21 protein-coding genes and 1 pseudogene are annotated in these 26,151 nt (G+C 46.3%); 14 read left to right on the plus strand and 8 right to left on the minus strand.

Features of this window, described 5'->3' with window-relative positions:
* Window positions 1-153 precede the first annotated feature (153 nt).
* The 3 genes from ACIFQM_RS13650 (at window position 154) to ACIFQM_RS13660 (ending at window position 1,194) form a co-directional block, all read left to right on the plus strand.
* Window positions 154-561 (plus strand): hypothetical protein, encoded by a 408-nt coding sequence (locus tag ACIFQM_RS13650; protein WP_430044164.1) that lies wholly within the window; start codon window positions 154-156, stop codon window positions 559-561.
* Between the two features lie 212 nt (window positions 562-773).
* Window positions 774-941 carry an aspartyl-phosphate phosphatase Spo0E family protein gene (locus tag ACIFQM_RS13655; protein ID WP_430044166.1) on the plus strand — a complete coding sequence of 56 codons (168 nt, stop codon included), beginning with the start codon at window positions 774-776 and terminating at the stop codon, window positions 939-941.
* 58 nt (window positions 942-999) lie between these two features.
* A complete protein-coding gene (locus tag ACIFQM_RS13660; protein WP_430044168.1) occupies window positions 1,000-1,194 on the plus strand; it encodes an XRE family transcriptional regulator in 195 nt (64 codons plus the stop codon).
* Between the two features lie 53 nt (window positions 1,195-1,247).
* On the opposite strand, the pseudogene ACIFQM_RS13665 reads toward ACIFQM_RS13660, so the two are convergent.
* Window positions 1,248-1,379 (minus strand): annotated as a pseudogene (locus ACIFQM_RS13665) (AEC family transporter); the annotation flags it as partial.
* Window positions 1,380-1,587: 208 nt separating this feature from the next.
* The gene (locus ACIFQM_RS13670) at window positions 1,588-3,309 is read right to left on the minus strand and encodes an NAD-dependent malic enzyme (RefSeq protein ID WP_430044170.1); all 1,722 of its coding nucleotides are present in this window, start codon (window positions 3,307-3,309) and stop codon (window positions 1,588-1,590) included.
* Window positions 3,310-3,708: 399 nt separating this feature from the next.
* Here ACIFQM_RS13670 and ACIFQM_RS13675 point away from each other — a divergent pair, with 399 nt between their 5' ends.
* From ACIFQM_RS13675 to ACIFQM_RS13690, 4 genes are read left to right on the plus strand one after another with little or no spacing between them, the layout of a single operon-like run.
* Window positions 3,709-4,830: a glycosyltransferase family 2 protein gene (locus ACIFQM_RS13675; protein WP_430044172.1), complete on the plus strand. Its 1,122-nt coding sequence runs from the start codon at window positions 3,709-3,711 to the stop codon at window positions 4,828-4,830.
* Window positions 4,831-4,834: 4 nt separating this feature from the next.
* Window positions 4,835-6,100 carry a transporter gene (locus ACIFQM_RS13680; protein ID WP_430044174.1) on the plus strand — a complete coding sequence of 422 codons (1,266 nt, stop codon included), beginning with the start codon at window positions 4,835-4,837 and terminating at the stop codon, window positions 6,098-6,100.
* Window positions 6,084-7,310: a glycosyltransferase family 4 protein gene (locus tag ACIFQM_RS13685; RefSeq protein WP_430044175.1), complete on the plus strand. Its 1,227-nt coding sequence runs from the start codon at window positions 6,084-6,086 to the stop codon at window positions 7,308-7,310. The genes ACIFQM_RS13680 and ACIFQM_RS13685 overlap by 17 nt, the downstream gene beginning before the upstream one ends.
* Entirely contained in the window at window positions 7,270-8,181 is a 912-nt protein-coding gene (locus tag ACIFQM_RS13690) for a glycosyltransferase family A protein (protein ID WP_430065684.1), read from the plus strand. The genes ACIFQM_RS13685 and ACIFQM_RS13690 overlap by 41 nt, the downstream gene beginning before the upstream one ends.
* On the opposite strand, the gene ACIFQM_RS13695 is transcribed toward ACIFQM_RS13690, so the two are convergent.
* The gene (locus ACIFQM_RS13695) at window positions 8,149-8,853 is read right to left on the minus strand and encodes a response regulator (protein WP_430044179.1); all 705 of its coding nucleotides are present in this window, start codon (window positions 8,851-8,853) and stop codon (window positions 8,149-8,151) included. The genes ACIFQM_RS13690 and ACIFQM_RS13695 overlap by 33 nt on opposite strands.
* A gap of 45 nt (window positions 8,854-8,898) precedes the next feature.
* Between ACIFQM_RS13695 and ACIFQM_RS13700 the strand changes: the two genes are divergently transcribed.
* The 3 genes from ACIFQM_RS13700 to ACIFQM_RS13710 are packed head-to-tail and all read left to right on the plus strand — an operon-like array spanning window position 8,899 to window position 15,561.
* On the plus strand, window positions 8,899-9,348 hold the full coding sequence (locus tag ACIFQM_RS13700; RefSeq protein ID WP_430044181.1) for a hypothetical protein: 450 nt from the start codon (window positions 8,899-8,901) through the stop codon (window positions 9,346-9,348).
* Window positions 9,345-11,078 carry an ATP-binding protein gene (locus ACIFQM_RS13705; protein WP_430044184.1) on the plus strand — a complete coding sequence of 578 codons (1,734 nt, stop codon included), beginning with the start codon at window positions 9,345-9,347 and terminating at the stop codon, window positions 11,076-11,078. Before ACIFQM_RS13700 ends, ACIFQM_RS13705 begins: the two co-directional genes overlap by 4 nt.
* A gap of 52 nt (window positions 11,079-11,130) precedes the next feature.
* Entirely contained in the window at window positions 11,131-15,561 is a 4,431-nt protein-coding gene (locus ACIFQM_RS13710) for a hypothetical protein (protein ID WP_430044186.1), read from the plus strand.
* Window positions 15,562-15,606: 45 nt separating this feature from the next.
* On the opposite strand, the gene ACIFQM_RS13715 is transcribed toward ACIFQM_RS13710, so the two are convergent.
* Complete coding sequence (locus ACIFQM_RS13715; RefSeq protein WP_430044188.1) at window positions 15,607-16,302, minus strand: response regulator transcription factor; 696 nt, start codon at window positions 16,300-16,302, stop codon at window positions 15,607-15,609.
* A gap of 154 nt (window positions 16,303-16,456) precedes the next feature.
* Here ACIFQM_RS13715 and ACIFQM_RS13720 point away from each other — a divergent pair, with 154 nt between their 5' ends.
* A complete protein-coding gene (locus ACIFQM_RS13720) occupies window positions 16,457-17,806 on the plus strand; it encodes a sugar phosphate nucleotidyltransferase (protein ID WP_430044190.1) in 1,350 nt (449 codons plus the stop codon).
* 210 nt (window positions 17,807-18,016) lie between these two features.
* On the opposite strand, the gene ACIFQM_RS13725 is transcribed toward ACIFQM_RS13720, so the two are convergent.
* From ACIFQM_RS13725 to ACIFQM_RS13740, 4 genes are all read right to left on the minus strand, one after another.
* Complete coding sequence (locus tag ACIFQM_RS13725) at window positions 18,017-18,532, minus strand: thioredoxin family protein (protein ID WP_430044191.1); 516 nt, start codon at window positions 18,530-18,532, stop codon at window positions 18,017-18,019.
* 243 nt (window positions 18,533-18,775) lie between these two features.
* On the minus strand, window positions 18,776-20,632 hold the full coding sequence (locus ACIFQM_RS13730) for a beta-glucoside-specific PTS transporter subunit IIABC (RefSeq protein ID WP_430044193.1): 1,857 nt from the start codon (window positions 20,630-20,632) through the stop codon (window positions 18,776-18,778).
* Window positions 20,633-20,884: 252 nt separating this feature from the next.
* Window positions 20,885-21,733, minus strand: a complete 849-nt coding sequence (licT, locus tag ACIFQM_RS13735) for a BglG family transcription antiterminator LicT (RefSeq protein WP_430044195.1) — start codon at window positions 21,731-21,733, stop codon at window positions 20,885-20,887.
* Window positions 21,734-21,963: 230 nt separating this feature from the next.
* The gene (locus ACIFQM_RS13740) at window positions 21,964-22,935 is read right to left on the minus strand and encodes a LacI family DNA-binding transcriptional regulator (protein WP_430044197.1); all 972 of its coding nucleotides are present in this window, start codon (window positions 22,933-22,935) and stop codon (window positions 21,964-21,966) included.
* A gap of 127 nt (window positions 22,936-23,062) precedes the next feature.
* Between ACIFQM_RS13740 and ACIFQM_RS13745 the strand changes: the two genes are divergently transcribed.
* Genes ACIFQM_RS13745 through ACIFQM_RS13755 form a run of 3 tightly spaced genes read left to right on the plus strand, consistent with a single transcriptional unit; the run spans window position 23,063 to window position 26,042 of the window.
* Window positions 23,063-23,536, plus strand: coding sequence for a Gfo/Idh/MocA family oxidoreductase (locus ACIFQM_RS13745; protein ID WP_430044199.1), 474 nt, complete (start codon window positions 23,063-23,065; stop codon window positions 23,534-23,536).
* Window positions 23,537-23,566: 30 nt separating this feature from the next.
* On the plus strand, window positions 23,567-24,556 hold the full coding sequence (locus ACIFQM_RS13750; protein ID WP_430044201.1) for a Gfo/Idh/MocA family protein: 990 nt from the start codon (window positions 23,567-23,569) through the stop codon (window positions 24,554-24,556).
* 28 nt (window positions 24,557-24,584) lie between these two features.
* Window positions 24,585-26,042, plus strand: a complete 1,458-nt coding sequence (locus ACIFQM_RS13755; protein WP_430044203.1) for a glycoside hydrolase family 1 protein — start codon at window positions 24,585-24,587, stop codon at window positions 26,040-26,042.
* The last annotated feature ends 109 nt before the right edge of the window (window positions 26,043-26,151 follow it).

Consider the following 26,151-nt stretch of genomic DNA (forward strand, 5'->3'; position numbering starts at 1 on the left):
TTAAATTCCCCTTACTTCGACTGGTAATAATTATATATTAATGAATGAAATTAAAATTATTGTTGATAAAGGAATAGCTGAAGGAGTGGGGCAGGTTGTAGAATGGCTCATAAAGTATGGAAGTAAAATTGTCCTTTAGAATAGAGGGGTAAAATGAACAACTTAGATGAGAAATACCTAAAAAAACGGATAGAAATTCTTCTGGAGTGGAAATCAGTGTTATTACGTCTTGCAGAAGATGAACTGTCACCATTTGTAAAATGGTGCGCTGAAAAAGAACTTAGTCAGGAAGATCAGCATTTTATAACAAACTTATGCTTGCTATTTCAAATTCATTTACATCCTGATCAGGGAGACCCTGAAGTTAAAAACATAATGAGAAATATTAAAGGTCATTTTAATGTTGATGTTGTTGAAATAAGCTGCGAATCCTTCCAAGGCTTTATTGAAAAATATCAACAAGACAAACAACCAATCCATGAATGGGACGCTAGAGAAGTACTTGAAAAGTTAGCTGAGAGTAACAGAAGTATTGAACTGAAAGAAAAGCTTCTTGGGTAGCTATGGATTGGAAAGACCCATTCAGGTTAACGGAGGCTTCTAATATAAACCTCTATCCCCACTTTAGTAGTGGAGACGGAGGTTCTTTTGCGTGAAATTCGGGGACTTCCCAGTTTATGCGAACTTTTGGAACGGTCCTTTTTTGGTAGGATCATCATTAAAAAACCCTTAAAACGTCTTTTTATTCTAAAATATGACATATAGGAGGGATCATGCTGATGAATCAAGGTGTGACTTTACTTCGTGTCGAGAGAGCTAGGAGGAAGCTGTATCAAGTCCAGAAAAAGTACGGATTTTTAACACATCCCAAAGTGATCGAACAATCCAAGAAGCTGGATGATCTGTTGAATCATTACCAAATGGGCAGATCATTAAGCTAATGTGTATTACGTGTTGCATCATATATGATTTCAAAAACTAGGCTTGGAGGTAATAAAATTGAACCGACGAAATGCTGTAACCCCCTTTGGGTGGGAGATCAAACAAAAATTGGTCGAGAAAAGAATGGATCAGAAAACGTTTTGTACTACATACCATATTCCAGCCTCCAGATTGTCCAATCTCATTCACGGGACACGTAGGGCTACGAGATATAGAAAACAAGTAGCTGAATTGCTTGAAATTGAAGAATAAATGTAATTTTATCTATTTATGGATAAAATAACTTCTATACTATACGCATGTATTCACACCAATAGCGAAATCAGTACAGGCAGTATAGCAAGAGAAATGACCGCACTAATGACGAAAGCAGAGACTGTTTCCGATTCCAGACTTTCAAAACGTGTAGCAATCATGGCAGCGACGGCTGAGCCGGGAAGGAAACCTTTACCGATTGCTTCACTGCAAACCGACCCACTAGCAGGAGGGCGGCATAAAAGCCGAAAATACCCATGAACAGAGCCAGCAAGAAAGGCCATTGCTCGATAAGCCTGCGAACCACCCTAAAATAATGACGAAGAAAATAGGCACCAAAATGTAAAAGATATGTCCGACACTCATGGATTGTTCCTCCTGAAAGCCCTCTTAATGCGGGTGGTGTATTACGTTTTCCACTGCTTTTACCTTCGCATATTCCGGCTTCCACATCGCATCCCGAACGGCTTGCTCGATATTAGCAATGCGTGCCTGAGCAACCTGATCCTGAATCGCGGCCTTCGCAACCGCAACCGCAACAGCGTATGAAACATCCCGTAATTTTCGGATATGAGGGAGCAGCGCACCGCCAGGCTTATTCGAATCTACGCCATTGGCAACAGCATCTGCTGCGGCTGTAAACATGGCAGGGGTGATCCTTTTGGCTTTGACTACAATTGCGCCCAGACCAAGTCCCGGGAAAACAAAGGCATTGTTTGCCTGTCCAATCTCAAATTCTGTATCGTTATAGGTGACGGGCTCAAAGGGACTTCCGGTAGCGATTAAGGCTTTACCCTCTGTCCACTGAAGCAAATCCTTAGGTACCGCTTCTGCAAGGTTTGTAGGATTGGACATAGGCATGATAATCGGGCGTTCTACATGCTTGGCCATTTCCTTGATGATCTCTTCGGTAAAGGCATCCGCTACGCCGGAGGTTCCGATCAATATCGTAGGCTTCACCTGACGGATGACCTCTAGCAGCGGTATTTTTTCGTCATCAGACCGGGTCCATGAGCTGACTTCATCTTTGTTCCGCACATACGGCTTCTGATAATCCAATACATCCTCCATATCGTCCGTTAGCAGACCACGATAATCAAAGGCCCAGAACGACTTGAAGGAATCCTTCTCTGCAAGGCCGTCCACGATCATGGCTCCGCGAATTTGGTCGGCGTTGCCGATTCCCGCTGCCCCCGGGCCGAACACAAGTACTTTTTGCTCACGCAGCGGAACCTTGGTGACGCCTACCGCCGAAAGAATTGCAGCCAGGGTGACCGCTCCTGTGCCTTGAATGTCATCGTTAAAGGTGAGAATGCTTTGACCGTATTTTCCGATAATATGGCGTGCGTTCACGCTGCCCACATCTTCCCAATGCAAAAGCGCTTTTGGGAATTGAGCTAACGTTTTGCTGATAAAGGTATCAATAAACTGGTTATAAGCCTCTCCGCGAACCCGTTTATGGCGATTGCCGATATACAGCGGATCATTCAGCAGCTTTTCATTATTCGTGCCCACATCCAGCACAATCGGCAGCACCCGCCCGGGATGAATACCAGCCGCAGCTGTATACACAGCCAGCTTGCCAATCGCAATATTAATGCCTCCCACACCCCAGTCACCAATCCCCAAAATACTTTCGGAATCCGTCACTACAATCAGATCTACATTCTCACCACTCAAGCCAGAATTATAGAATGCTTGTCCGATGCCGTTCGGGTCATCTATCGATAAATACACGCCTCCAGGGCGATTATACTCATGACTATATTCCTGAATCGCGGTCCCCACCGTAGGTGTGTAGACTACGGGCAGCATCTCACTCAAATGGTCGGTTAGCAGCCGATAGTACAGCACGACATTTCGATTGTGAAGGTCATTCAGGGAAGCGTTTTTGCGCAGCATGGTCGGTTGTGCCAAAAATTGCTGGTACGCCCGGACGCTCTGTTTCTCCAGAGAAAGGATGGTCGGCGGAAGAATGCCTTCAAGACCCAGTTCTTTGCGTTCCTCTTCGTTAAAAGCGACCCCCTTGTTCAAAAGGGGATTGGCTAATATATCCTTTCCCCGCAGCGGGGTGGATAATGACCCATCCTTATTCAGATAAAATGCTTCCATATAAATAACCTTCTTTCACTTCATATTGACGACCATTCATGACGAAAGAAGACATGTTGTCCATAGTATGGACGTGTGAATCTGGTTTATTCGCCCTAATTTTATATGACAAAATAACCATAGTCTATTCTATTTTTGATCAAAAAGAACTATATATGAAAAATGAAGTGCAAGGTCTTTTTGCACGTATTTTACAGGGTGGAGTAGGTCTAAATGCTTGTTTTCTACTAAATGTTAAATATCAGTCTCACTTCGACATTATCCATATATATCAAGATGTGTGAGCTATTTTATTAAAAAAATATGAAGGATTAGCAGCTATGTTTAATCACTATAAGCAAACATTTTTAATTCCTTTTCAACAAAATAGAACTACCCGGAGGAAAAGGAGATGTTTATGTGCAGGGACCTATAGCCATTTTTAGCGATAACCACAGGGCTATTGATTATCCCAACGTGATTTATTTTTACGAGTATATACAGTGCGAGGATCAGGAAGCCACTTCAGTCTATGAAGACGCATGTTGCTGCCTGATTGATTACAGGGAGTCTGGACAGGCTGTACGGGTAGCGAATCAGATCCGTAGTCACTTTCCGCAGATGCCGCTGTTACTGGTGACGGATGTATCGCATCCTTTCAGTGATCAGCATATGGTGCAGATTACTGGAATAGGTCGTTTGCGCCTGCTTTTTTGGCAAGCCAATGACAACGAAGAGATGCTTTCTGAAATTCAAAGCTTGCTCTATCCCGAGTATTCGGCCAAAAGCCGGCATATTGCTTTTATCTTGTCTGTATATAACGAGGAGCAGCGTTTTGTTCATGTCAAGAAGTTTGCTGAACGGCTGCAAGCCTTTATCCGCAGTCATATTGTGGAGGGCTCTATTTATCTCATTGATGATGGCAGTCATGATGGCACGAATGCCTTGATCAAAGCGCTGGAGGCGGCGACAGACCTGTCCGTGAACCGGATTAATCAGAATCTGAGTCCGCTGCTTCAAACCAGGGAACTGGGACGCAATACTCGCAAGGCAGGAACGTATCTGGAAGGGATGCGCACCATCGGCGCGGATTACTACGTATTTGTGGACGCGGACGATTCCTTTTTTATTGAGGATATTGCCAGAATGATTAATGTCGTTCAGCAGGGCTACTATGATGTGGTGATTGGAACCAAGGACATGACGGCTGAAAACCGTTCCTTATTACGATCTGTAGTCAGCTTTGGCAAACGTGTCATTTCCCGGCCTTTTTTACCAACAGGCGTGGTGGATTCCCAGACAGGGCTTAAAGTGATGAGCTCGGTCGCTGTGAAGCGGATGTTCCCGCATTTGAAGGAACAGCTCGGGCTGGCGCTGGATCTGGAAATGATGTTTATCGCCAAGCGGCTCCAGCTTCGTGTGCTGCAATTACCCGTCAAGTGTATTGACCGAGATGGATCGCATATCCATGTCTGGAAGGATTCCATTCGTTTTTTGCGCTCGATCATTGATATTTGGTGGCTGGATCGGCGGGTGAGATAAGCACGTGACAAACCGCTTGCGAACGTTGATGTTTCCTCTATTTAATGTGCTGCTGAACGGATTTAATTTTTTCTTCCACATTGCAGCGAGCTGGTATCTTACCGGACAAGCTTATGGTCAGGCGAATGCGCTACTGGCCCTCTTTGCACTTTTGTCCGTTTTGGGCCTGTCTATTCAGCTATTAACAGCCAAGCTGGTCTCCAAGGGAGACAGGAAGCTTCCATTGCGTAGCCTGCCACTCGGTTCCCTATTGCTAAAAGCACCACTGTTGCTAACTGCGCTTGCCATGGTCATTTTGCTGGCATTTCATCCGCTGCTACGCTCGCTATTAGGTGTCCAATCCGGCCCGTTGTTCATGCTGTATGGCTTGGTAGGGCTGCATATTCTCGTCAGCTCGTGCCGTGGAGATCTACAGGGCAGGGAACGTATGCTGTCGCTGAATGTGAACTATTACATCGAGGTTTTAGGAAAGCTGAGCCTGTTTTTTATGCTGGCTGCATCAGGGCTTAAGCTGGAAGCCTTACTGCTGGCAAGCTGTGGGGGGATGCTGCTGTCGCTGCTTCACGGCTGGGCTGTTTCGGTTCGGGGCTTATCCTTACTCGGTCACACTAAGGAACGTATACCTTCCGGGCTATGGAAATCACTAGGCCAGGATTTTACGGATAGTCTGATTACGAATTTATTTATTTTGTTCTGCATCTCCATTGACATGCTGTATGTGCAGCATTACTTTCCCGAACAGGCCAGTGGCTATGCGATTGCACTGAAATACAGCCAGTTGGTCTACTACGTGTCGTACAGCCTGATTGCCGCCTTTATTCCAAAGCTCGGTGCGCAGGGTCATGATCGCCAAGCCCTGGGCAAGCTGGTTGCCGTCTATGCCGGATTAATGGCTGTTGCAGCGATCTGTGTATATGTGGGCACCACCTTTGTATTCCCGACCTCTATTCCCGTACTATTCGGGTCTTCATACCAGTCGGCAGAAGCCTATATTCCGCTGGGAGGATGGGTGTATTGGCTGTTTTCTATCGTGCTGTTCTTTGTTCATGTGCATGTGTTGGTGGGCAGACGTAAATTTATGTTCGGGCTGCTGGCCGGAGCTGCGACTTTATTGGCAGCCTTTCATATTGCACATCAAAATCCGTCTGACTTTCTGCTATCTGAATTGATTGTTTACGGCGTCATGTCTCTCTACTTTGTGGTAGATGCCTATGTATATTTGTTCAAAATAAAGATAAGGGGGGATTCAACCCGTGAATACAATACCTGAACAGGATGGTAAAACCGTAGTTTTGTTGCTCTCCTGGCGTGACATTCGTTCGCCTAAAAGCGGGGGAGCCGAAATTTTTACCCACGAAATGCTCAAACGCTCACAGCAAGACCGTTTTCAGTTTATTCATTTTTCGCCCAGGCTCAAGGGGATGCCCGAGGAAGAAATCATAGACGGAATTACGTATATCCGAAAAGGAAACATGTATAGCGTTATTTATTATGCCATGCGCTATTATCGCCATCATCGTAAGCATATTGATTATGTGATTAATCAGGCGAACACACATCAGTTTTTCACACGTTTCTGGGTAGAGGCACCCAAGCGTATTTTCTTTATACATCAGCTAACAAGGGAAATATGGTTTGAAAATGCCAGATTCCCGCTAAATCATATCGGATATCGCTTGGAGCCATTGATGCTCAAGCTTGCTCGTAAGGATCGGACAATGACCGTATCCCCATCTACCCGTTATGATCTGCTCAAGCTGGGCTTTCACCCGGATCGAGTTCATCTGTTGCCTGAAGGTATTGAGTTTGAACACTGGCCTCGGGAACAATTCTTAACTAAGGAGTCCCATCCGACCTTTATGTACGCCGGGCGCTTTGTGAAATATAAAGGTATTGATCTGGTGGTTGAAGCTTTTGGAGAGCTTAAGAAAAAATTCCCGCAGGCTATGTTATGGATCGCTGGAAAAACCGATAAAAACTATGTGGCAGAACAATTATTGCCGATTATGAAACGGTATGGATTGACCTACGGAGAACCGGATGAGCAGGGACAATCACAAGCGGATATTACCTTTTACGGATTCGTCTCAGCAGAGCATAAGCTGGAACTGATGAGCCGCGCCCATGCGCTCGTTTTCCCTTCCCTGCGTGAAGGCTGGGGCTTGACGATTACCGAAGCAGCGGCTGTGGGGACTCCCAGCATCGTAAGTAATTCACCCGGACTGGTGGACGCGACAGATTTTGGGAAAAGCGGATACCTGTGCTTCCACGGCGACGTCCGGGGATTATCTGAACAAATGGAAAGAGCAGCCAACGGCGGCGAGGACTATATGGCCATGCGTGAGCGGGCGTATCAGTATGCGCTGAGGTTTCATTTTGATCATACGGCGGCTGCATTTGAGCAGTTGATGGGAGATTGGGTAAAGGAGGCGGAACAGAGTGGACAAAGTGGTCATTCTCTTCTCCACGTACAACAATGAACCGTCAATAGAGCCTTGTTTGCGGAGCTGTATGTGGCAAAATTACAAGGATCTGCATATCGTGATTGCCGATGACGGCTCAGAGGATCAGACGGTGGAGACGATTCGTACGCTAGCCGCAGGGAGTCCAGTGCCCGTAACGATATTGGAGCTTCCTCATGGAGAGCGAGGAGTCGCGAGAGTCAAGGCGGTTGAGGAAGCCGGACGTTTGGGTGCCGAATACATACTTGTATTGGATTCCGATATGATTTTAGCCGAGCATTTGATTCAGCAGAGCATCGACTTTTTTGACCATCATCAGGACATCGGCGCATTGGTCGTTCCCGAGGAGGCCTATTCGGAAGCGACCAACTTTTTTTCCAAAGTCAAAGTCTTTGAGCGGAATGTGATTAACAATGCGGGTGACACCTTGGGAAAACGTTCGATTGAAGCAGCACGCTTCTGGCGAATGAGCGCTTATGAATCGACAGGCGGATTTAACGCAGAGCAGATTGCTTTTGAAGAAATACAGCCGACCCTGCGTTATATAGAGTCTGGCGGAGTCATCCGGCGGGCAGTGTTTACACGTGTATATCATGATGAAAAACAGGTCTATTTGCGTGATGTATTACGTAAAAAAGCTTACTACTTCTCGGTGATGGATCGTACGCTGTCGTCTGAGGAGGGGGGATTGCGGAAGGCGCTGGAACGGTGGTACTTTTTCCGTCCGGTGCTGTATACATGGAGCAATCTGAAAAGCTATATCTGTCACCCGTTGCTAACGGCAGGGATGCTATGGATGTATGCATGCCTGACCGTGATTGGGGCAGCCGCCGTGTTGAAGGGCGGCGCCCGTCACTCAGGCGATCTCGCTAAGGCGGATAAGGCGTAAGGATGAACGGCCCAGGGTCAGCGTATCCACCGTGTACAGCTCGAGATCGGAGGATTCCGACTCATCATACGGTATATACAGTGAGTGTGCAGTTAGCTGAATGCCTTCCTGTTCAGGATGACGAAGCGAGCTGCCGACAGGATATAGCTCAGTGAGTGCAACATGTACAGCGGTGACGATATCTTGCTCATTGAGCAGCACATAAGGTCGGTATGGAGCATTGAGAATACTGTCTAGAAATAGCGACAAGTTGGAAGTCGCGTTCTGGTCTGCATACAGTCGGTTTCGGTTGAGCTTGGCTTCATCAAGCGCCTTGTATAGGATTTTTTTCAGTGTGTCATCATCCAGCTCCAGTGGTTTTGTCAAAAAGCGGAATACGCCCACTTGATTAATCGCCGATAAAATGGTCTGCGTATGCAGGTGACCTGACAAAATGATCCGCACGATATGGGGATAATCCTCCTTGATCATGCGAAGGAAGGTAATCCCGTCCAGACCAGGCATAAGCAGATCGGAAACCACGACATCAATGGGGTGCTGCTCCAGTATCTGCAAGGCTTCTTTGGTGGTATGGGCGGTATATAAGGTGAAGCTTTCTTCCGACAATGTCCGTTCAAGCAGGGACAGAACCATAGGGCTGTCGTCAACAAATAGAATGTTTTGGGGTGTCATAAGAACTGCGCAACTCCAATCAGGAAGTAAGAAATGAGGAACTACATGTATAATATCAGCGTTTTGGCATTTTTGAAAGATGTCAATACAGAACGAGCGCTGCGTCTTTTTTGTGAACGATTCGACTCAGCGGAGCATGCGCTCTGGGAAAAAGGAATGCGTCTGCTTCACCAGTATCATGCTGCACAGCATGCGGGAGTAACCCTGACCGTCTCCAGCGCACTTCAGCATATGGACGATCGTCATGATATTTACATTGTTGATCTGCGAGAGTATAGCGAAGAAGAGCTGGATCGTTTATATATTGCAAAAACCTGCGAGTTGCTGCTGCTGACGGACGAGGCAATGGAAACCGCTGCTAGGTTTGCTGCACTCCAGCGCCGGACTCCCCGGCTGCTGTGCGCACGGTTGCCGCTAGTCAGCTACGAGCTGGAGTGTCTGATGCAGGCTATTCTGGGCCGACTTGAATCGAATGGAGGAGACAGTGAAGCATGAAGCGATGGGCTTTGTTGAAACCGGGTTGGCAAAAGCTGATCCTGTACCTGCTTGTTCTGGGCATGACCATGCTTCTGGCCATTGTGCTTCAGTGGTTTATCGTTCGGGAGTTCGGCAGTCAATTGGCAGATATTCAGGACAAGCAGCTCCGGTATGAAGTGCAGGAATTGTCCAGTCGTATATCCGAGCACTACGCGACATGGCAGGCTGAGCTGAATGAGCTTGCATCTGGCCTTGGCAAAAACATACTGAACCAGGAGACTCGTCAGTATACTGATGGCTTTAAGCGTGGAAGCGGGGCATTTTATGTGCTGGATGAACAGTATCGTGTCATCGCAGGACGTGACAACCGTGAGATGAAAAGCGCGATACAGCAAATTAAATTACTGCAAAACGGCTGCGCTGTAAGCCCCTTTGTGACAGAGGAGCATCAGCCTGCCCAGTATATCATATGCAGGATTCAAGGAGCGCAGACGGGCGGATTTATGGTGCGTACGATTGACTCCGGTATGCTCAGCGGCATGATCAAGAGTAAACCGGTCAATCAGCATGAGGTTTTATTTTATAATGATCAATTCAAGGTCGTAGCTTCCCTCAACACACCGGATATCAATCGGACAGACATTACGGGCGTGACCCGCAGGCTGCTGGAGGGCAATACGGGCGTTGTTGAAGATCAGGGAGTGAAGCATGGAATAGGGTTCAGCCGCATGGGGGAGGAGGCTCTTTATATTTCCGTTAAGGATGTCGGTCAGGACACTGCCCAACGGATAAGCTCTTTTCGCAAAAAGGTGTGGCTGGTCATGGTTGTGCTATTGTTTATGCTGTGGGCCATGCTCGTACAGTTTCGCAAACGGGTCGTGAAGGATGCGCTCGTGAATAATCAGGTGTGGGACCAACGACGGGATGAAGATATGCGTCAGCAGCAGGATACGTATTACTTGCCGTTAATGCAGACGATTGAGCAGCGGCTACAAGAGTTGCAAGAGCAGACTACACACCTGACAGGCGGTGACGATTTGAAGCTGTTAGGCTTTTATCATGATCTGGTGAACCGCTTTGAGGCAGCTTCCAGTCAGGGAAAGGGAGCAACCCATGAGGAATTGGAATATTTCCGTGAGCTGAATGAAAATTTCATTCAGGGACGTCTCAAACAGGAATCCTCGCTGGGAGGTCTGCTGACTGGAGTCCGCACCTTACGTGACGAACTGGAAGAGAAGATGCACGACAATAGCGGAATCCGTTTCACAGATATGAATGAAGTGTTGTCAGAATCGCTGAAATGGGCGAACCGTTCGTTGAACATGAAGGATATTCAGGTCATCTTGCGGCAAGAGCCAGTTCCATCCATTGCGGCCCAAGCACCCTTGCTGTACAAGACGATTCAGGGACTGCTGGAAAACGCGGTGCAGGCGATGGGACAAGCGGATGAGCTATCAGAGGATCAGCATCGAGGCCGAACGGGTCTGCGTACCAAGCGGAAGACGCAAGTGCTTAAGGTCAGCTCGCGGCTGGAAGAAGGAGAAATCGTTATTACCATTGAGGATACGGGCGGCGGTATTGATGACAAGATGCGTTGGAGCTATTTCCAGCCGGACTATTCCGAAAACTCGCAAGAGCATACGTTCAGCCTGTATCATATGGATGCCTATCTAAAGACGATCAGTGGCCGCTTGAAGCTGCGTAATACGGATCAAGGCTTGCAGGCAATCGTTCGTTTGAGAAGATAACGGAGAGATAAACCGAAAGATCATCGGAAATTTCAAGAGAGGGGGGCCAGGCATGGTAAGAAAATGGATATTTCGATACCGCTATGATATGGCAGCAATCTTGCTGATGCTGGCTGCGATTGGCGTATATCTTGCGCCTATCTATGGACCAGGGCAAATCGTATTTAGTGATATTGCCTTTGGAGCCACCTCTCATCGGTATCTGGAGGAAATTATGGGGGTATGGAACGAACGGTGGTCTACCTCTACCATGTTCAATGCTCCCCGTATCCTTTATATCTTGCCCTTCTATGGACTTTCGTTGCTATTCGGAGAAAGCGGCCCGGTCTTGCTGAAGTCGTTTATCACGGGTCTACTGTTTGTTTCGGCATTTTCGATGTATGCCTTTGCCAAGCGGCTGGTCAGTGTATATTATTCACCGAGCTTTACGAAAACTCGCATTTTTGCCATCATGATCGGCGCACTGTTTTATGCACTGAATCCGTGGGTTATATTCCGCATTCAGCATATCTATTTGCTCTGTGGATATAGCTTGTTCCCGTTAATGCTGCGTTTCTTTTTCAGCGCGGTTGATCCCAAATTTCAAATTCAGCAAATTAAAAACTATCATCCTCACAGGCTGTACCAGCGGAACTGGATAGACTTGTTTCTGTTGGCTGCGGTATTTACCGTCAGCGCCGCTGCGATTCATTATTTTTTCTTCGGCATGATTTATTTGGGCTTGTTCACCGTGCTTCTGCTGATCAAGCTGACCTGGACGCACCGCAAGTCTGGTCGCACCTATCTACAGCCGTTATACGGCAATTTTTTGCGTAAAGGGATCATTTTTGGCGTGTTCTTCGGACTACTCAGTTTTTACTGGTTGTCCCTGTATCTCGGCAGTATGGTGATGGATGCCCAGGCGTCGCAGCATAATATCAACGTCGTCGATACTTTGTCCCTGTTCAGTCGTAACAGCAGCTTAATCAATGTGGGTTATTTGCTGAGCTATTGGTGGCCTATGTTTTCCTTTTCCTCACTGCCTGCGATGTTTTATGTGGGAGGGGGGTTTTTACTGCTCTTGATTGGCTATGCGATGGTGACGCGCTCACACAAAAATCCGATCATTCTGATCTTTTCGTTGCTTACGCTCCTGTTTCTCGTTGCCGCCACCGGGACAACCTTCCCGTCCATTGCCAAGTGGTTTGTCATTCTGGTGACGAAGACCCCTGTGATTGGCTCGGTTTTCCGTGATCCCAACAAGTTTATCGGGCTGATTGCCCTTAACTTCGGGGTACTACTGACCTTCGGTGTGATTCAGATTATGGAATGGTTTGGATCATCGCCGCTGCAACGAATGTATAAAAGGCTGGTGCTGGTCATTGTCGTCCTGTGCCTTGGCGTGTATTTTGCACCCTTGCGTACCCAATTCATTGAGGGATATTACAAGCCTGTTCAAGTGCCAGAGGCTTATAGCCAAATGGCTGAAAAGCTGACAGACCCGGACCGCTTCGACAGCAAAGCCTTGTATTTTCCGATTGCCGACAATATGATTCAGAGCTTTAACGGCGTAGCCACGCCCAAATGGAATAAGGGGAAGACAGCAACCGAGAAGGCAACCGGGGATTTTCAGGTATACTCTTCTCCTAAAAATACAGTCTTCCACCATGAAGGCAATGACTCCGGTATTACATATTATATGAACTTTCTGGAGTATTTGCTGGACAACGGATTAAGCTCGCGGTTAGGCTGGCTATTCTCCACTTTTGGGGTCAATCAGCTGGTCTACCATGACGAATATGAGGGACAGGAGAAGCGGCAGGATTTCCACCTGTCTCAGCTGGAGGGTCAGACCGGGCTGAAACGCACATACAAGAACGGACTTTTTTCCATATTTAATCTGGATCAGCCGCCCCCTTACATGAACATATTAACGAGCAAAATTGTAACACCTTACGGGTTTAGCCGACTGGAGAGCTACAGCCATCTGCCTGGATTTGATTTTAGTCGCTTCGGCGTATTGTTCAGTGCGTTAAAGCCTGAGCTAAAAACCGTTCAGACGGTCAACAAGGGGGATTATGTGGAAGCGGCCTCCTTTAATGATTTGCTGTTGTCACAGCTTCCGGCAGAGGATTATTTGCGTCCGTTTGATGTCATTGAAGATGGTAATGCCTTTTTAAAATGGTCCAAAACCTTTGCCTCGACTAACGATTGGTTATGGTATTTATCGTCCCAAAATATACGGAATTTCCCGTTTGATATGGAAATGGACGCTGGAATTGCTGTCACCTTTGCCAGTAAGAAGCTGGATGTGGCCCCTTATCAGATGAGCAGCATTGAGGGGAAAACAGTCGTGGATTTTGATTCCATGCTGCGGACCGAAACCTTTTTCAAACCGGATAATCCGCAGTTGTTCAGTGTGGAGGCTAACCCGCGTGAGGAATTGAATAATGTGCCAACCCTGCACGGCGAGATTATGAAGGGGGACCCAAGTAATATATGGCAGGTCGCCAGATCCGGGTTGCTGGAAGCCAAGGAAAATAACCCGTACCAGTTTCAGATCACCGTCTCTGGACGCGGCACGAACAAAATGCATGTTAAAATGAGGTTTTATGATAAGCAGATGCGTGAGCTGGGGGTTAGCTATGTCGTTGCACCTTCGGAGGGATACAATTTTGACGGTGTGAAATTTTACGGGGAATATGTGTCCCCGCCGGGCAGCTACTGGATGCGAATGGATTTGTTAACCCTGCAACGCCCGCAGCAAAAGAACTACTGGTGGATTCATGATATCCAATTGCGTGATTTGGGACAATATAGCAAGCCTAACGCATTTACGATGCACAAAAAGCTGGAACAGCCGCAAACCTCGCATGTCTATGCAAGAGTGTTTATGAATAAGGCAGGCGGGAAGCTGCGAGTTACGCTGCCGGGCGGAGTGGTCGACATCAAGACCCATGATGAAGGCTTGAATCAGTTCCAATGGGTCGACTTGGGGGAGCATGCTTTTCCCAAAGGGGATACCCCGATTACGGTGAATAACCTGCAAGGCTTTAATGCGGTCAATCAATTTGCGATTGTGCCTGTAGACCAACTGGATGAGCTATCTTTTCCGGTGGAGCAGGCATTGAAGCGAGGCAAGCTCTTTTTCACGCTGGAGGCCGAGAACGATTTTAACGCCCAAGGAAATGTACAGTCAGAGCGTGCTCTGCCGAGGCTCAGCATGGGACGGGGAATCAGCTATCAGAAAGGTACATTAAGCAGGGATGTGGAGATCGCCAAAACCGGAACCTATTCCACAGCTATTCTGGCTGATTTACCTGCCGGGTATCATGGGGCATTGACGATGAAGTGGACGAATGAAGAGACAGGCAAGGTGCTGACAAGAACGATTCATACAGGTGAATCGTATACGCGGTTGTCCGTTGCCTCTTCATCCGAAAATCAGGTTATTGAAACGGTGCCGAATCAGGATGGCTTTGCCAAACAAATCATTCAAATTCCTGGTCTGTTGAACGATTATGGACGTGTAGAGTTCAAGAATCTGTTTTTAACCAAAGGGAAGTATCGCTTAACGCTGGTGTTGGACAGTCAGGTGCCGTCCACGAGCGGGTATGGAGATATTCATCGGATGGCTGCGCAGGAAGTGACGGTTATGCCAGAGGATAACACGAAGGAATCTTTAACCAATGATGTAGGCTGCGTGGCGGATATTCAGCCTGGCAAGACGAGTCTGTCATCAGGCGGCGAGGGGTTGTCCATTCGTTACGTACCGAGCTATTCATGTGATTGGAATATATATGCGTCGAAGAAGATGAAGGCTGAGCCGCTGCAAGAGTATGCCGTACAACTGGATGCGCGGTCAGATCAAATTGGAAGTCGGCATATGAAGGTTATTTTTTTGAATAAAGCCTCCCAAATCCTCCAGACCTCTTATATTAACGAGGTGGAGGAGCGAGATAAGGAGCAATGGAATCATTATGATCAGATTGTGAAGGCTCCGGCAGGAACCGCCTTTATGCAGTTTCAGATTTTGGCACATGCGCATAAGAAGCAGTCAGGCTTATTTCAAATGAAGCATTATTCCATCATTCCTTATCGGGCCATGATTACAGTGGATCAGCTTACGCTGTTTGAGGGGACGGATATGGAAACCTTTTTTACGGCTCCCCATGCTTCAGAAAGTATTCAGGCTACTCGTGAAAATTCCATGGAACGCAGCTTCACGCTGTATAATCCGATGAATCAGCAGGTGCTGATTCGGGAAACCGAGTCGCCCAATCCACTGTGGGAATTCAGACTGGGAAGTGAAACCCAGCGTGCCCGTCTGTCGGTGAACGGAGTGACTACCGGATTTATAACCAGTGGCAGCGGAAGCGGCAAGGTCGTCATTATTCTGGCTTCCGCCTACCGTTTTGGCTGGATACTGTTCATCATTGGGATTCTTGGTGGAGCAGCTTGCTTTCTTCCATATCGGCGATGGAAAAAGCGAAAGATTCCATAGAAGGAAGTTATCATGATGCAATTCAGTAGCCATTAGAGGGCACGGCTACATCTCGTATTTGTACCCTCGGCCCCAAACGGTGCGGATGTGCTGAGGATTTTTGGGATCACGTTCGATTTTTTTGCGGAGACTGGAGATATGTACGTCGATCGTGCGATCGAGATAGGCACCGTCTCCGCCTTTAATCCGATCCATCAGCTCGCTGCGGGTAAAGACTTTCCCCGGGTAGCAGGATAGCTCTTTTATAATGGAAAATTCAATTTGAGTTACTTCAACCTCCCGATCATCGACCAACAGGCTGTGACGGTAATCATTTACCCAGACCCGCACTTTTTTGAGTTTTTTGCTTATGGCTTGGGACTCGACAGGCATGTTGCGGCCACAGCGACGCAGTAAGGCTTTGATACGGGCGGTTAGCTCTCTCAGGTTGAATGGCTTGCATAAAAAATCATCCGCTCCGTCTTCCAGTGCTTTAATTCTTATATTCAGAAGGGTATTGTTGGAGATCACCAGCACAGGAACCGTCGTATATTGACGGATTTGGCCGATTAGTGCGCATTCGACCATACCGGAAAACATAAGATCGGTCACAATAATATCAGGCTTAAAACGCATAAGTGTCGGAAGTGCTTGTTTGAAATCGTAAATAAGTTCGGTATGATAACCTTCTTCCTGAAGATGAAGGGCGATCATATCTGCCAAACTTTTTTCATCTTCAATGATAAGTATTTTAATAGACATGACTGACAGCTCCTGTACAAACAAATATACAAATACATGATGTAATCATGCATAAATTGCGATTTATGCATACTTATGTAATCGGCATATTTATGAAAAACGAACAGTGCCAGGTGGCATGTGTTTATTAATTTAGAGGAAGAAGGTTGCATAAATGCGAATGATTTTATTATCTGGAGGTTCTGGTAAACGTCTCTGGCCTTTGTCCAATGAGAGTCGCCCCAAGCAGTTTCTTACCATTCTGCGTCATGACGAACGACCTGAAAGTATGCTGCAACGGATTTGGCGGCAGTTATCTGAAGCAAATTTGGCAGGGGAGGCCTATTTTTCAACGAGTGGAACTCAAGCTGAGCTGATCCGTGGGCAAATTGGGGCGGACGCTGTGGTAATTGAGGAGCCAACCCGGCGGGATACATTTCCGGCTATTTCCTTGGCTGCGGCCTACTTACATGACAAGGCAGGTGCGTCACGCGATGAGATTGTAGGGGTCATGCCGGTGGACGGATATGCGGGGGATGAGTTTTTCGAGCATTTACGCAGGCTCCCATCTATATTGGAGCAATCCGGGAGTGACATCGCACTCATGGGAGCTGTTCCAACGGAGCCTTCTGACAAATATGGCTATATTGTTCCTTCGTCATCTCCCTCCCCCAATCAGCCGTATCTCAGGGTTAGCTCATTTGTGGAAAAGCCGGATCTGATCCGTTCGGAGGCGCTGATCCGGGAGGGGGCACTATGGAATTGCGGTGTGTTTGCTTTCAGGCTTGGTTTTTTACTGGACACGCTGGAGCAAAAGGGTCTATCATCGAACTATGAATCTCTTTCGACAAATTATGCAGAATTGCCCAAAAACAGCTTCGATATTGCGGTGGTGGAGCAGACCCGTCAGCTTTCGGTGCTTCCATATCATGGGGAGTGGAGGGATTTAGGAACGTGGGATTCGCTGGTGCGGGAAATGAGCTCGGAGCTGAGCGGCCCGGGCTATATTTCGGAAGCTTCTCATGATTCGCATATTATCAATGAACTGGAGATTCCAGTTAGCATATGGAATGTCCCGGACATCATCGTCGTTGCCGGACCGGATGGTGTGCTGGTGACCGATCGACAGTCGTCCACCGGGATTAAGGATATGGTGACAGAAATTGAGATTGGCCCTCGCTTTGAGGAGCGTTTTTGGGGGAAACAAACGGTGTTGTCCCACCAACAAGCGACCAGCGGCTTACAGACAGTCACCAAACGGGTAGTCATCTCTGCTGGAAGATTTATCAGTTATCATGAGCATCTGTTCCGTAAAGAGGTTTGGACTATTGTGTCAGGGGTGGGAAGCGTCTGTATCGATGGAATTACGCAAACGGTCAACCCCGGTGAGGTTATCGTCGTAGAGTCGGGTACGAAGCATTATATAGGTGCTGTCGAGGGGGATTTGGAGTTCATCGAATCTCAAATGGGGCATATTGTGTCAGAAACCGATATTATTAGATACGAATTTCCCGACTCCATTTAACACTAGATATCGTATGAAGTAAATCTATAATAATAGGACCCAGCCGGTACAGACGATGCTATCATAAGGTAGTGAAGGCGAGTTAGGAACTGTTTTTCTTCAAAACCTTAAATCATCTGAAAATTCTCCAAAAAGGTATCCATGCGGTGAACGCGTGAATACCTTTTTCTGCATCGAAGCTTGTCCGTAAGACACGGTAAAGGACGATGCTTATAAAATCAGTTTCTTGGAAATCAGCCATTCTTTTACCACATCCGTACTGAGGTCCCCTTCAGGTGTCCATTCTACTTTATCTACCAGCTTGCCATGTCTGAATTCCGCAATGGTGGGGGTATACTTTATGTTGTATTCCTCTTTGAATTTATTCCACTGAGGCTTGTCCTTATGAATTTTGTGAACATTTAAAAAAGTGATTTTGGAGCCCAGATCATACTGCTCGATCATCTTATTAAAGTTAGGCTCAAATCGGTTGCAGTCACCGCAGCTCGGTCTGCCAACATAGACAAACACACTTTGATCCTGCTGGATCAGGTTTTTAAAACCATCAACTGTAACTGCATTCAAATGATCGTATATTTCGGGATAATTGCTTTTACTCACTTGAATCTCTTTGTCTTTTTGCTGAACAACCTGCTCCAGATCCTGAAACTTGAACACAGCCGAAATAGCGATAGCAATGACGAGCAGCACGATCACGCTTAAACCGATAATATATCCTTTTTTCACAGAAATCCTCCTTTATTTAACAGTCTTATACACACCATAAACAATTTTTCCGTTTTTCGCTGTAATACTTGTCTCATATTTACTTTTTTTCTACGAATCATGACATAAATATGAAAAGGATATATTTGTAAAGTACTTGACTGAGGGCAAACATAAGCTGTAGTGGGAGGAAACGCAAAAGAAGCTCCCCGCAAGGGAAGCTTCTTTTATACGTGAAGACAATGTTACTGTGTTCATTCATGATTAGATAACGACTGTCATCAAGTAGTCTTCACGTTTCACTTCAGATTCTGCTGTTTTCAGAACATCCAGGTACTTAGCAGAATTCGTCACAATGATCGGCGTAGTCGTCGGGTAACCTGCTGCTTTAATTTGCTCAATGTCAAATTCGAGCAGCAGTTGTCCTTGAGTAACGATGTCGCCTTCTTTTACGCGCTTGTCAAAAAATTGTCCCTTCAGCTTCACTGTATTCACGCCAACGTGGATCAAAATTTCTGCTCCGTCATTGGAAGTAATACCGATAGCATGTCCGGTCGGAAATACCGTCGTAATTGTTCCGTTTACAGGTGAAGTCAGTATGCCCTCTGTAGGTTCAATTAGAATTCCTTTACCCATAGCCCCTGAGGCAAATGCGACATCAGAAGATTCTTCGAGTGGCAACACTTTACCTTGCAGTGGACTTACGAGAATTTCCTTCTCGATCACAGTTTCTTTCTTCTCAGCTGTTGGTGCTGCTTGGACAGCTTCTTCTTTTGGATCATCAAAGCCCAATACCATAACTAGCACCATTGCAAGTACAAAGGCAACGACTAAGCCGATGATAACCCACAAAAATCCTGCTCCGAAGTAGGTCGGCAACGCCAGCAAACTAGGCAGTGAGAAGGATTTTGCAGTCGCTCCGCCGGAAGCGATAATAGCCCCGCCAATACCACCGGAAATACAAGCATAAATAAATGGCTTTTTCAATTTCAAAGTTATTCCATAAATCGTTGGTTCTGTAATCCCGAAAACAGCCGCCAGCGTAGAGGAACCTGCCAAAGCCTTCATTTGAGTATTTCGGGATTTCAGGAATACGCCGAATGTTGCACCAGCCTGAGAAAGTACGGCTGCTGTAAGCATCGGAAGCATCGTGTCATAACCCAATGTTGCAATATTCGACAGTATGACCGGAACGAAGCCCCAATGCACGCCGAAAATAACAAACACTTGCCAGAACGCCCCGGCAATAGCACCAGCGACCAGCGGGCTTAAATTGTATATCCAGGTAAAGCCGTTCGCCAAGCCTTGGCTGATCATGTTACCTATTGGACCAAAGGCCAGGAATGTCAACGGAATAACGACCAGCAAAACCAGCATCGGAACGATAATATTTTTCACCGATTGATGGATAAAGGAATTGAACCAGCGTTCCACGTAGGACTGAACCCAGACTGCGAGAATAATTGGAATAACACTGGAACTGTAATTAATCAGAATGATCGGAATACCCAGAAATGCCAATCTTTCCGGGTTGCTCACCGCCGCTATAACCGCCGGATAGACCAGAGCTCCGGCGATTGCGACCGATACAAAGGTGTTTGTCTTAAATCTACGGGACGATGTAACAGCCAGAAATACGGGCAGGAAATAAAATACGCTGTCCGAAGCAGCGCTTAGGATCAGATACGTACCGCTTTTATCATTAATCCAATGGAGTGACAAAATTAATGCCAGAATCCCTTTGAGCAAACCGGCTCCGGCAAGAGCGCCCAAGAGAGGCGAAAAAATGCTGGAAATGATATCGACGGCTTTACCAAGAAAGTTCGTTTTTTCGGAAGACTCTTCCTTTTTCTCGCCTTCATTTTCGGCATCCTGCAAATTCGTTTCTGCCATCATATGCTCAAATACTTGACCTACATTGTTGCCGATGACAACTTGAAACTGGCCGCTGCTTTCAACCACCGTAATGACACCGGGCGTTGCCTCCAATGCAGCTTTGTCTGCTTTGGTACGATCATTTAATTTAAATCTCAAGCGTGTAGCGCAATGGAATACCGAATTGACATTCTCTTCGCCGCCAACGAGGGTCACTATTTTTCTGGATAGCTCTTTATCGCTCATGTTCAGAACTCCTTATGGGTTATTCTTGTTATGGATAGGACTTTCTGTTTACTTCATGTTGCTAAGATGCGCCGGCGTGCATCTTTTTAACCTTGTAAACAAGAAAAACCTAAACTCGTGGTAAAAACAACGCACCCTCTCCATAGAGGAAACGCCGATTTCACCATCAGTTTAGGTTTTGCCTGCCTTACCAGTCACAATCCATGAACGATGAGGGTATGAAGTTTTTAGCCAGATTTATGATTCGACTTGTTACTTGGCAATGTTATTCCGCTCGGTCACTCGATGAATATGAATGGTCAGATATACATATTCGTCCTTGCTTAAATATTGATCGTATGTTTTTTCCAGATATTCATTGATCTTTTGCGCACAAGCGAAAGCTTCGGTATACGTCTGTTTTACCTGGTTGTACAAAAATTCTTCTCCACTGTGAATGACCTCTTTACGAATCACCCGCATCGCAAAATATTGCAAATGCGTCAAAAATCTCGAATAGCTAAAAGAGGACTCATCCAGCACAATACCGTAATGATACGTAATAATATTCAATATATGTTGAACAATCTCGGTCATTTTCAGCGTAGACTTCATTTCGTTACCGTCGATCCGAGCATTCACCATATGCAATGCGATAAAGCCCGCTTCGTCTTCGCCCAGTTTCACTCCAAGCGTATTTTCAATTTTTCGCAAAGCTTCCAGCCCAACCTCATATTCTTTCTTGTAAAAGCGCTTAATCTCATACAGCATCGCGTTTTGGAGCGCGAGCCCTTTTTCTTGACGCTGTATCGCAAAATGAATATGATCGGTCAGCGTTAAATAAATATTATCGCTTAATTCCGTATCGAGCACTTCCATTGCATGGGTTACGATTTCATTCACGACCTCCAGATGAGATACGGGAATATCGTTTAGCAGCTCGGTAAGCTTGGCCGTGAACTCGTTTTCATTTAACATGAAAATCTTATCTATTTTATCATCATCGACTTGGTCTCCAGCCACCTTTTTGAAGGAAATGCCTCTTCCCATCACGATGACCTCTTTGCCTTTGTCGTTTTTAGTCAACAGGACGTTGTTATTGAGTACTTTCTCAATAATCATTGAAGTTCCTCCTCCCATCCTTTAGCAATAAAAAATGCCTAAGCACAATTCAACACTATTGTTAGCAATAGCACTCAATTGAACTCAGGCATTGCCCGCATTACCGGTCACAATCCTTTATATAGTGCTATTGTAGCACAATATAAAGCGATTTCAACATATTTTATTCTTATTCGACAAAAAACATTACAAACACAGGTCATTTCGCCTAGCCCCAGGTAAGCGTTACGCTATGTAGTTGTGCGTTCAATGAGGCTGTATTGCAGGTGGTGCAGTTCCATTTGGCGACCTAGGAGCTGAGGGGAAAGCATGTAAAAGGCATTTTGTGCCTGAGCCTCAATTGGATTCTGAACGGTTGTAATCCCCATCGTATGCGAGAGCTCCGTGTTATCAAACCCGACGATCGCCAGATCTTCCGGCACGCTCAGCAGTTGTCTGCGGGCTTCGCAGAAAATACCAACCGCCACATAATCGTTGGAGCACAGAATAGCCTGTGGGAATTCGTCCCGATATTGTAACAAATCACGCACCACCTGTTCGCCATCACGGATGTTATAGATGGAAGATTGATTCCAATGCTGCAATACAGGAAGATTATGCTGCTCCATGATATACGCATAGGATCGTTGTCTGCTGTGGGTGTTGATGCTGCTTGGGCGGCCAAAGGCATTGGCTATACGAGTATAGCCTTTTTGTATCAAGTGTTTTAGCGCCAGCATGTACCCTTCGTACTGGTCCATGGCGACGGAGCGAATATCGGTATGATCCATTCGTTGCCACGACACAATCGGGCCATACTTGCAATAAGTGCTTAACAAATCGGTATCATTTACACAGGAAATGATGACCAGCGCATCAACTCTTTTTCTTTTTAGATCTTCGAAGGCCTGAAGCTCTTTCTTCTTATCTTCTTCCGAAGTATAAATAATCGTTTGAAATTCGTACTGGGCCGCTACCTCTACAAAGCTGTTCAGAAATGCGAGAACAATTTCATTAATGGTTGAAGTGATGATGCCAATTTGAAGGGTCTGACCCTTGGATAAGGAAACGGCGTTCCGATTGGGAACGTAATCCAGCTCCTGCATGATTTTCAAAATCTTGCTTCTCGTCTCCTGGCTCACATGGGGGGACTTGTTTAACACTCTGGATACCGTAGCTTTGGAAAAGCCCGCCAGTTTGGCAATTTGATCAAGATTCGACATGCTGCTTCTCCTCACATATGAAAAATATTTGACATGATACGCGTTACAACGTTTAGGATGCTTATGAGGGCATTACGTCTAGTTTATAGCATCTGTCGATGCATTTCAAAAAAACGTTCCTCATGTTGTGGTATTATTCTGGCAATACTTGCGATATACTCCTCATGGCGCTGATGATTACAATGAAACTATATTATATTACCCGGACAAAAAAGTGATTGTAAAAACTTCTCTGGTGGTGTGCCTGCCTTACCCGCAGTTTACTATTCACGGCACGAAGGGCAGCTTCGTCAAATGGGGAGATGATCAGCAGGAAACCTGGCTGAAAGCCGGCAAGACCCCGGATATGAAAGGTTTCGGACTGGATAATCCCGCTTCCTATGGCAAACTTAAATACGTGCCGCCCGGCAGTAGTGAAGCTATCGAGGAAACACTTGCTACGCCAGTAGGAGATTATGGGCAATTGTATGACTCGTTGTACGAGTCCATTGTCCACGGAGCACCCAAGCTGGTTAAGGACGAGGACATTTTGCTGACAATCGAAATATTGGAAAACGGCTTTAAGCAGCCTTCCCCGTCCATCGTTGATTTCCGGCGATAGGTTCGTTATCAAGAAAGGAGTTACGCTAATATGAAGCTTGGAATAATTGGAACAGGGTGGATCAGCACAGAATGGGTTAAAGCCGTGAAAGAAGCTGGCGGCTGGGAAATTACAGCACTCTTTGTTCGAAATAAGGACAAAGGCGCAGCTTTTGCCGCCGAGTGCCAGCTTGAAAACATTACGCTGTATGACAGTTTGGAAGAAATGGCTCAATCCGATATGGATGCCATTTATATTGCTACCCCCAATTCCTTGCACATGGCGCAAGCGCGTCTATTTTTGGAGCATGGCAAACATGCGATTGTCGAAAAACCGATTAGCCTGACAGAGCAGGAATTGCAGGAGGCTTACGAGTTGGCTAACCGAAATGGCTGCTACCTGCTGGAAGCGGTTCGTCATATCCATGAGCCTAATTTTTTGTGCCTTAAGGACAACTTGAAGCGCGTGGGCAATATCCAGGGTGGCACCTTGTACTCCATGCAATTTTCCTCCCGGTATGATCAGTTGCTGTCAGGAGATACTCCTAATATCTTTTCTCTGTCTTATGGCGGGGGTGCATTAATGGATTTGGGTGTGTATTCGCTGTATTTTGCCATTGATTTGCTCGGAGCCCCGACATCAGGCCTGTACTGTGCCAAAAAGCATGAGAATGGCGTGGATTTGGGCGGCCCGATCCTACTGTCGTATCCCGATTTTACACTGGTGATCCAACTGGCCAAAAATGCTGTAACCACCAACCGTGTTGAAATTTACGGGGACCAGGCCACTATGATCTCCAGTGGTGTCTCTGGTATCACGGACGTAACAGTTCTGGATGTTCGTACTCAGGAAACAGATACTGTAAGTGCTCTGGAAACGCATCATTTCATGTTTTACGAGGCTCAGGAGTTTTATCGGATCATTGCCGAAAAGGACAAGGACCGCTACGAAGAATTGAAGTCATTGAGCATTGAGGTTCAGAAGATCAGCAATGAGCTGCGTTATCAAAATGACATTTATTTTGAAGATGGACAAAAATAACTAAAAAAAGAAAAGAGGCTCTCATCCCATGACTAAGATATTAAAAGGATTTCCGAAAAACTTTCTGTGGGGCGGGGCAACCGCAGCCAACCAATTGGAAGGCGCCTTTGACGTAGATGGAAAAGGATTGTCCAGTGCGGACGTAATTGCCTATGTACCCAAAGCAGAGCGCACAAACGATCATGCTATAGAGATTTCGTCCGAGCGACTTGAAGACATTTTGGCTGGCAAGGTAAATGCCCGTTTTCCAAAGCGCGAAGGTGTGGACTTTTTTCATCATTACAAAGAAGATATCGCATTATTTGCGGAAATGGGCTTTAAGGTATTCCGCATGTCCATTAACTGGTCGCGGATTTTCCAAAATGGTGATGATGCGGAGCCGAATGAAGCAGGACTGCAATTTTACGATAATGTATTTGACGAGCTGCGTAAGTATGGGATAGAGCCACTGGTGACATTGTCCCATTACGAAACACCGCTAGGTCTGACACAGAAATATAATGGCTGGCTTGGTCGTGAAGTGGTACAACACTACGTCAATTATGCCGAAACGGTGTTTACACGTTATAAGGATAAAGTGAAGTACTGGCTGACTTTTAATGAGATCAATGTGATGACGATGAGTCCGTTCACAGGTGGTGGTGTGGTCATTGACCGTGTAGATAACAAGCAACAAGCCATCTATCAAGCCCTGCATCACCAGTTTGTGGCGAGCGCATTGGCGACAAAACGAGGACATGAGATTATTCCTGGCTCTCAAATCGGCTGTATGCTGGCTCGTATGGAAAGCTATGCACATACGTGTAACCCGGAGGATGTGCTGAAAAGTCAGCATGAAAACCAGATGAATCTGTTCTTTACGGATGTACATGCCCGTGGGGAATATTCAAATTATATGAACCGTTATTTTGAAGAAAATAATATTGTTTTGCACACAGAACCCGGCGATGCCGAGATTCTGAAAAACAACACGGTCGATTACATCTCATTCAGCTATTACATGACCTTGACTGTCTCGGCAGGTCCGGAAGGTGAGAAGGCAGCGGGGAACCTGATTGGAGGCGTGAAAAATCCGTATTTGCAATCCTCTGACTGGGGCTGGCAGATTGATCCGATCGGCCTGCGTGTTACGCTGAACACATTATATGACCGCTATCAAAAGCCGCTGTTCATCGTGGAAAACGGCTTGGGTGCATATGACAAGGTGGAAGAAGACGGCTCCATTCACGACACGTATCGCATTGATTATTTGCGCCAGCATATTGCCCAAATGAAGGAAGCGATTACGGACGGTGTGGATTTGATTGGTTACACCAGTTGGGGGCCTATCGACCTTGTGAGTATGTCTACTTCCGAAATGTCCAAGCGTTACGGATTTATTTATGTTGATATGGACGATGACGGTAACGGAACACTGAAGCGCTCCAAGAAGGACTCTTTTGACTGGTACAAAAATGTAATTGTCACTAACGGAGAAGAACTGTAATCCAAGTTAACTGAATATAACCCAATATGGTCTGGGGGTGGGTGCGGCTGAGAACATCATGAGGATGAATTCGGCCAAGTCCGCCCTTATTTTATAGGCTCGTCCTAAA

Source organism: Paenibacillus sp. NRS-1782 (assembly GCF_050467685.1).
Taxonomy (GTDB): Bacteria; Bacillota; Bacilli; order Paenibacillales; family Paenibacillaceae; genus Paenibacillus; species Paenibacillus terrae_A.

Excerpts from the sequence above, each read along its gene's own strand:
- ACIFQM_RS13750 (WP_430044201.1), top strand. The coding sequence starts at position 23,567 with ATGAAGCTTGGAATAATTGGAACAGGGTGGATCAGCACAGAATGGGTT.
- licT (WP_430044195.1), bottom strand. The coding sequence starts at position 21,733 with ATGATTATTGAGAAAGTACTCAATAACAACGTCCTGTTGACTAAAAAC.
- ACIFQM_RS13705 (WP_430044184.1), top strand. The coding sequence starts at position 9,345 with ATGAAGCGATGGGCTTTGTTGAAACCGGGTTGGCAAAAGCTGATCCTG.
- ACIFQM_RS13700 (WP_430044181.1), top strand. The coding sequence starts at position 8,899 with ATGTATAATATCAGCGTTTTGGCATTTTTGAAAGATGTCAATACAGAA.
- ACIFQM_RS13695 (WP_430044179.1), bottom strand. The coding sequence starts at position 8,853 with ATGACACCCCAAAACATTCTATTTGTTGACGACAGCCCTATGGTTCTG.
- ACIFQM_RS13715 (WP_430044188.1), bottom strand. The coding sequence starts at position 16,302 with ATGTCTATTAAAATACTTATCATTGAAGATGAAAAAAGTTTGGCAGAT.
- ACIFQM_RS13720 (WP_430044190.1), top strand. The coding sequence starts at position 16,457 with ATGCGAATGATTTTATTATCTGGAGGTTCTGGTAAACGTCTCTGGCCT.
- ACIFQM_RS13740 (WP_430044197.1), bottom strand. The coding sequence starts at position 22,935 with ATGTCGAATCTTGATCAAATTGCCAAACTGGCGGGCTTTTCCAAAGCT.
- ACIFQM_RS13650 (WP_430044164.1), top strand. The coding sequence starts at position 154 with ATGAACAACTTAGATGAGAAATACCTAAAAAAACGGATAGAAATTCTT.
- ACIFQM_RS13670 (WP_430044170.1), bottom strand. The coding sequence starts at position 3,309 with ATGGAAGCATTTTATCTGAATAAGGATGGGTCATTATCCACCCCGCTG.
- ACIFQM_RS13755 (WP_430044203.1), top strand. The coding sequence starts at position 24,585 with ATGACTAAGATATTAAAAGGATTTCCGAAAAACTTTCTGTGGGGCGGG.
- ACIFQM_RS13730 (WP_430044193.1), bottom strand. The coding sequence starts at position 20,632 with ATGAGCGATAAAGAGCTATCCAGAAAAATAGTGACCCTCGTTGGCGGC.
- ACIFQM_RS13655 (WP_430044166.1), top strand. The coding sequence starts at position 774 with ATGCTGATGAATCAAGGTGTGACTTTACTTCGTGTCGAGAGAGCTAGG.
- ACIFQM_RS13710 (WP_430044186.1), top strand. The coding sequence starts at position 11,131 with ATGGTAAGAAAATGGATATTTCGATACCGCTATGATATGGCAGCAATC.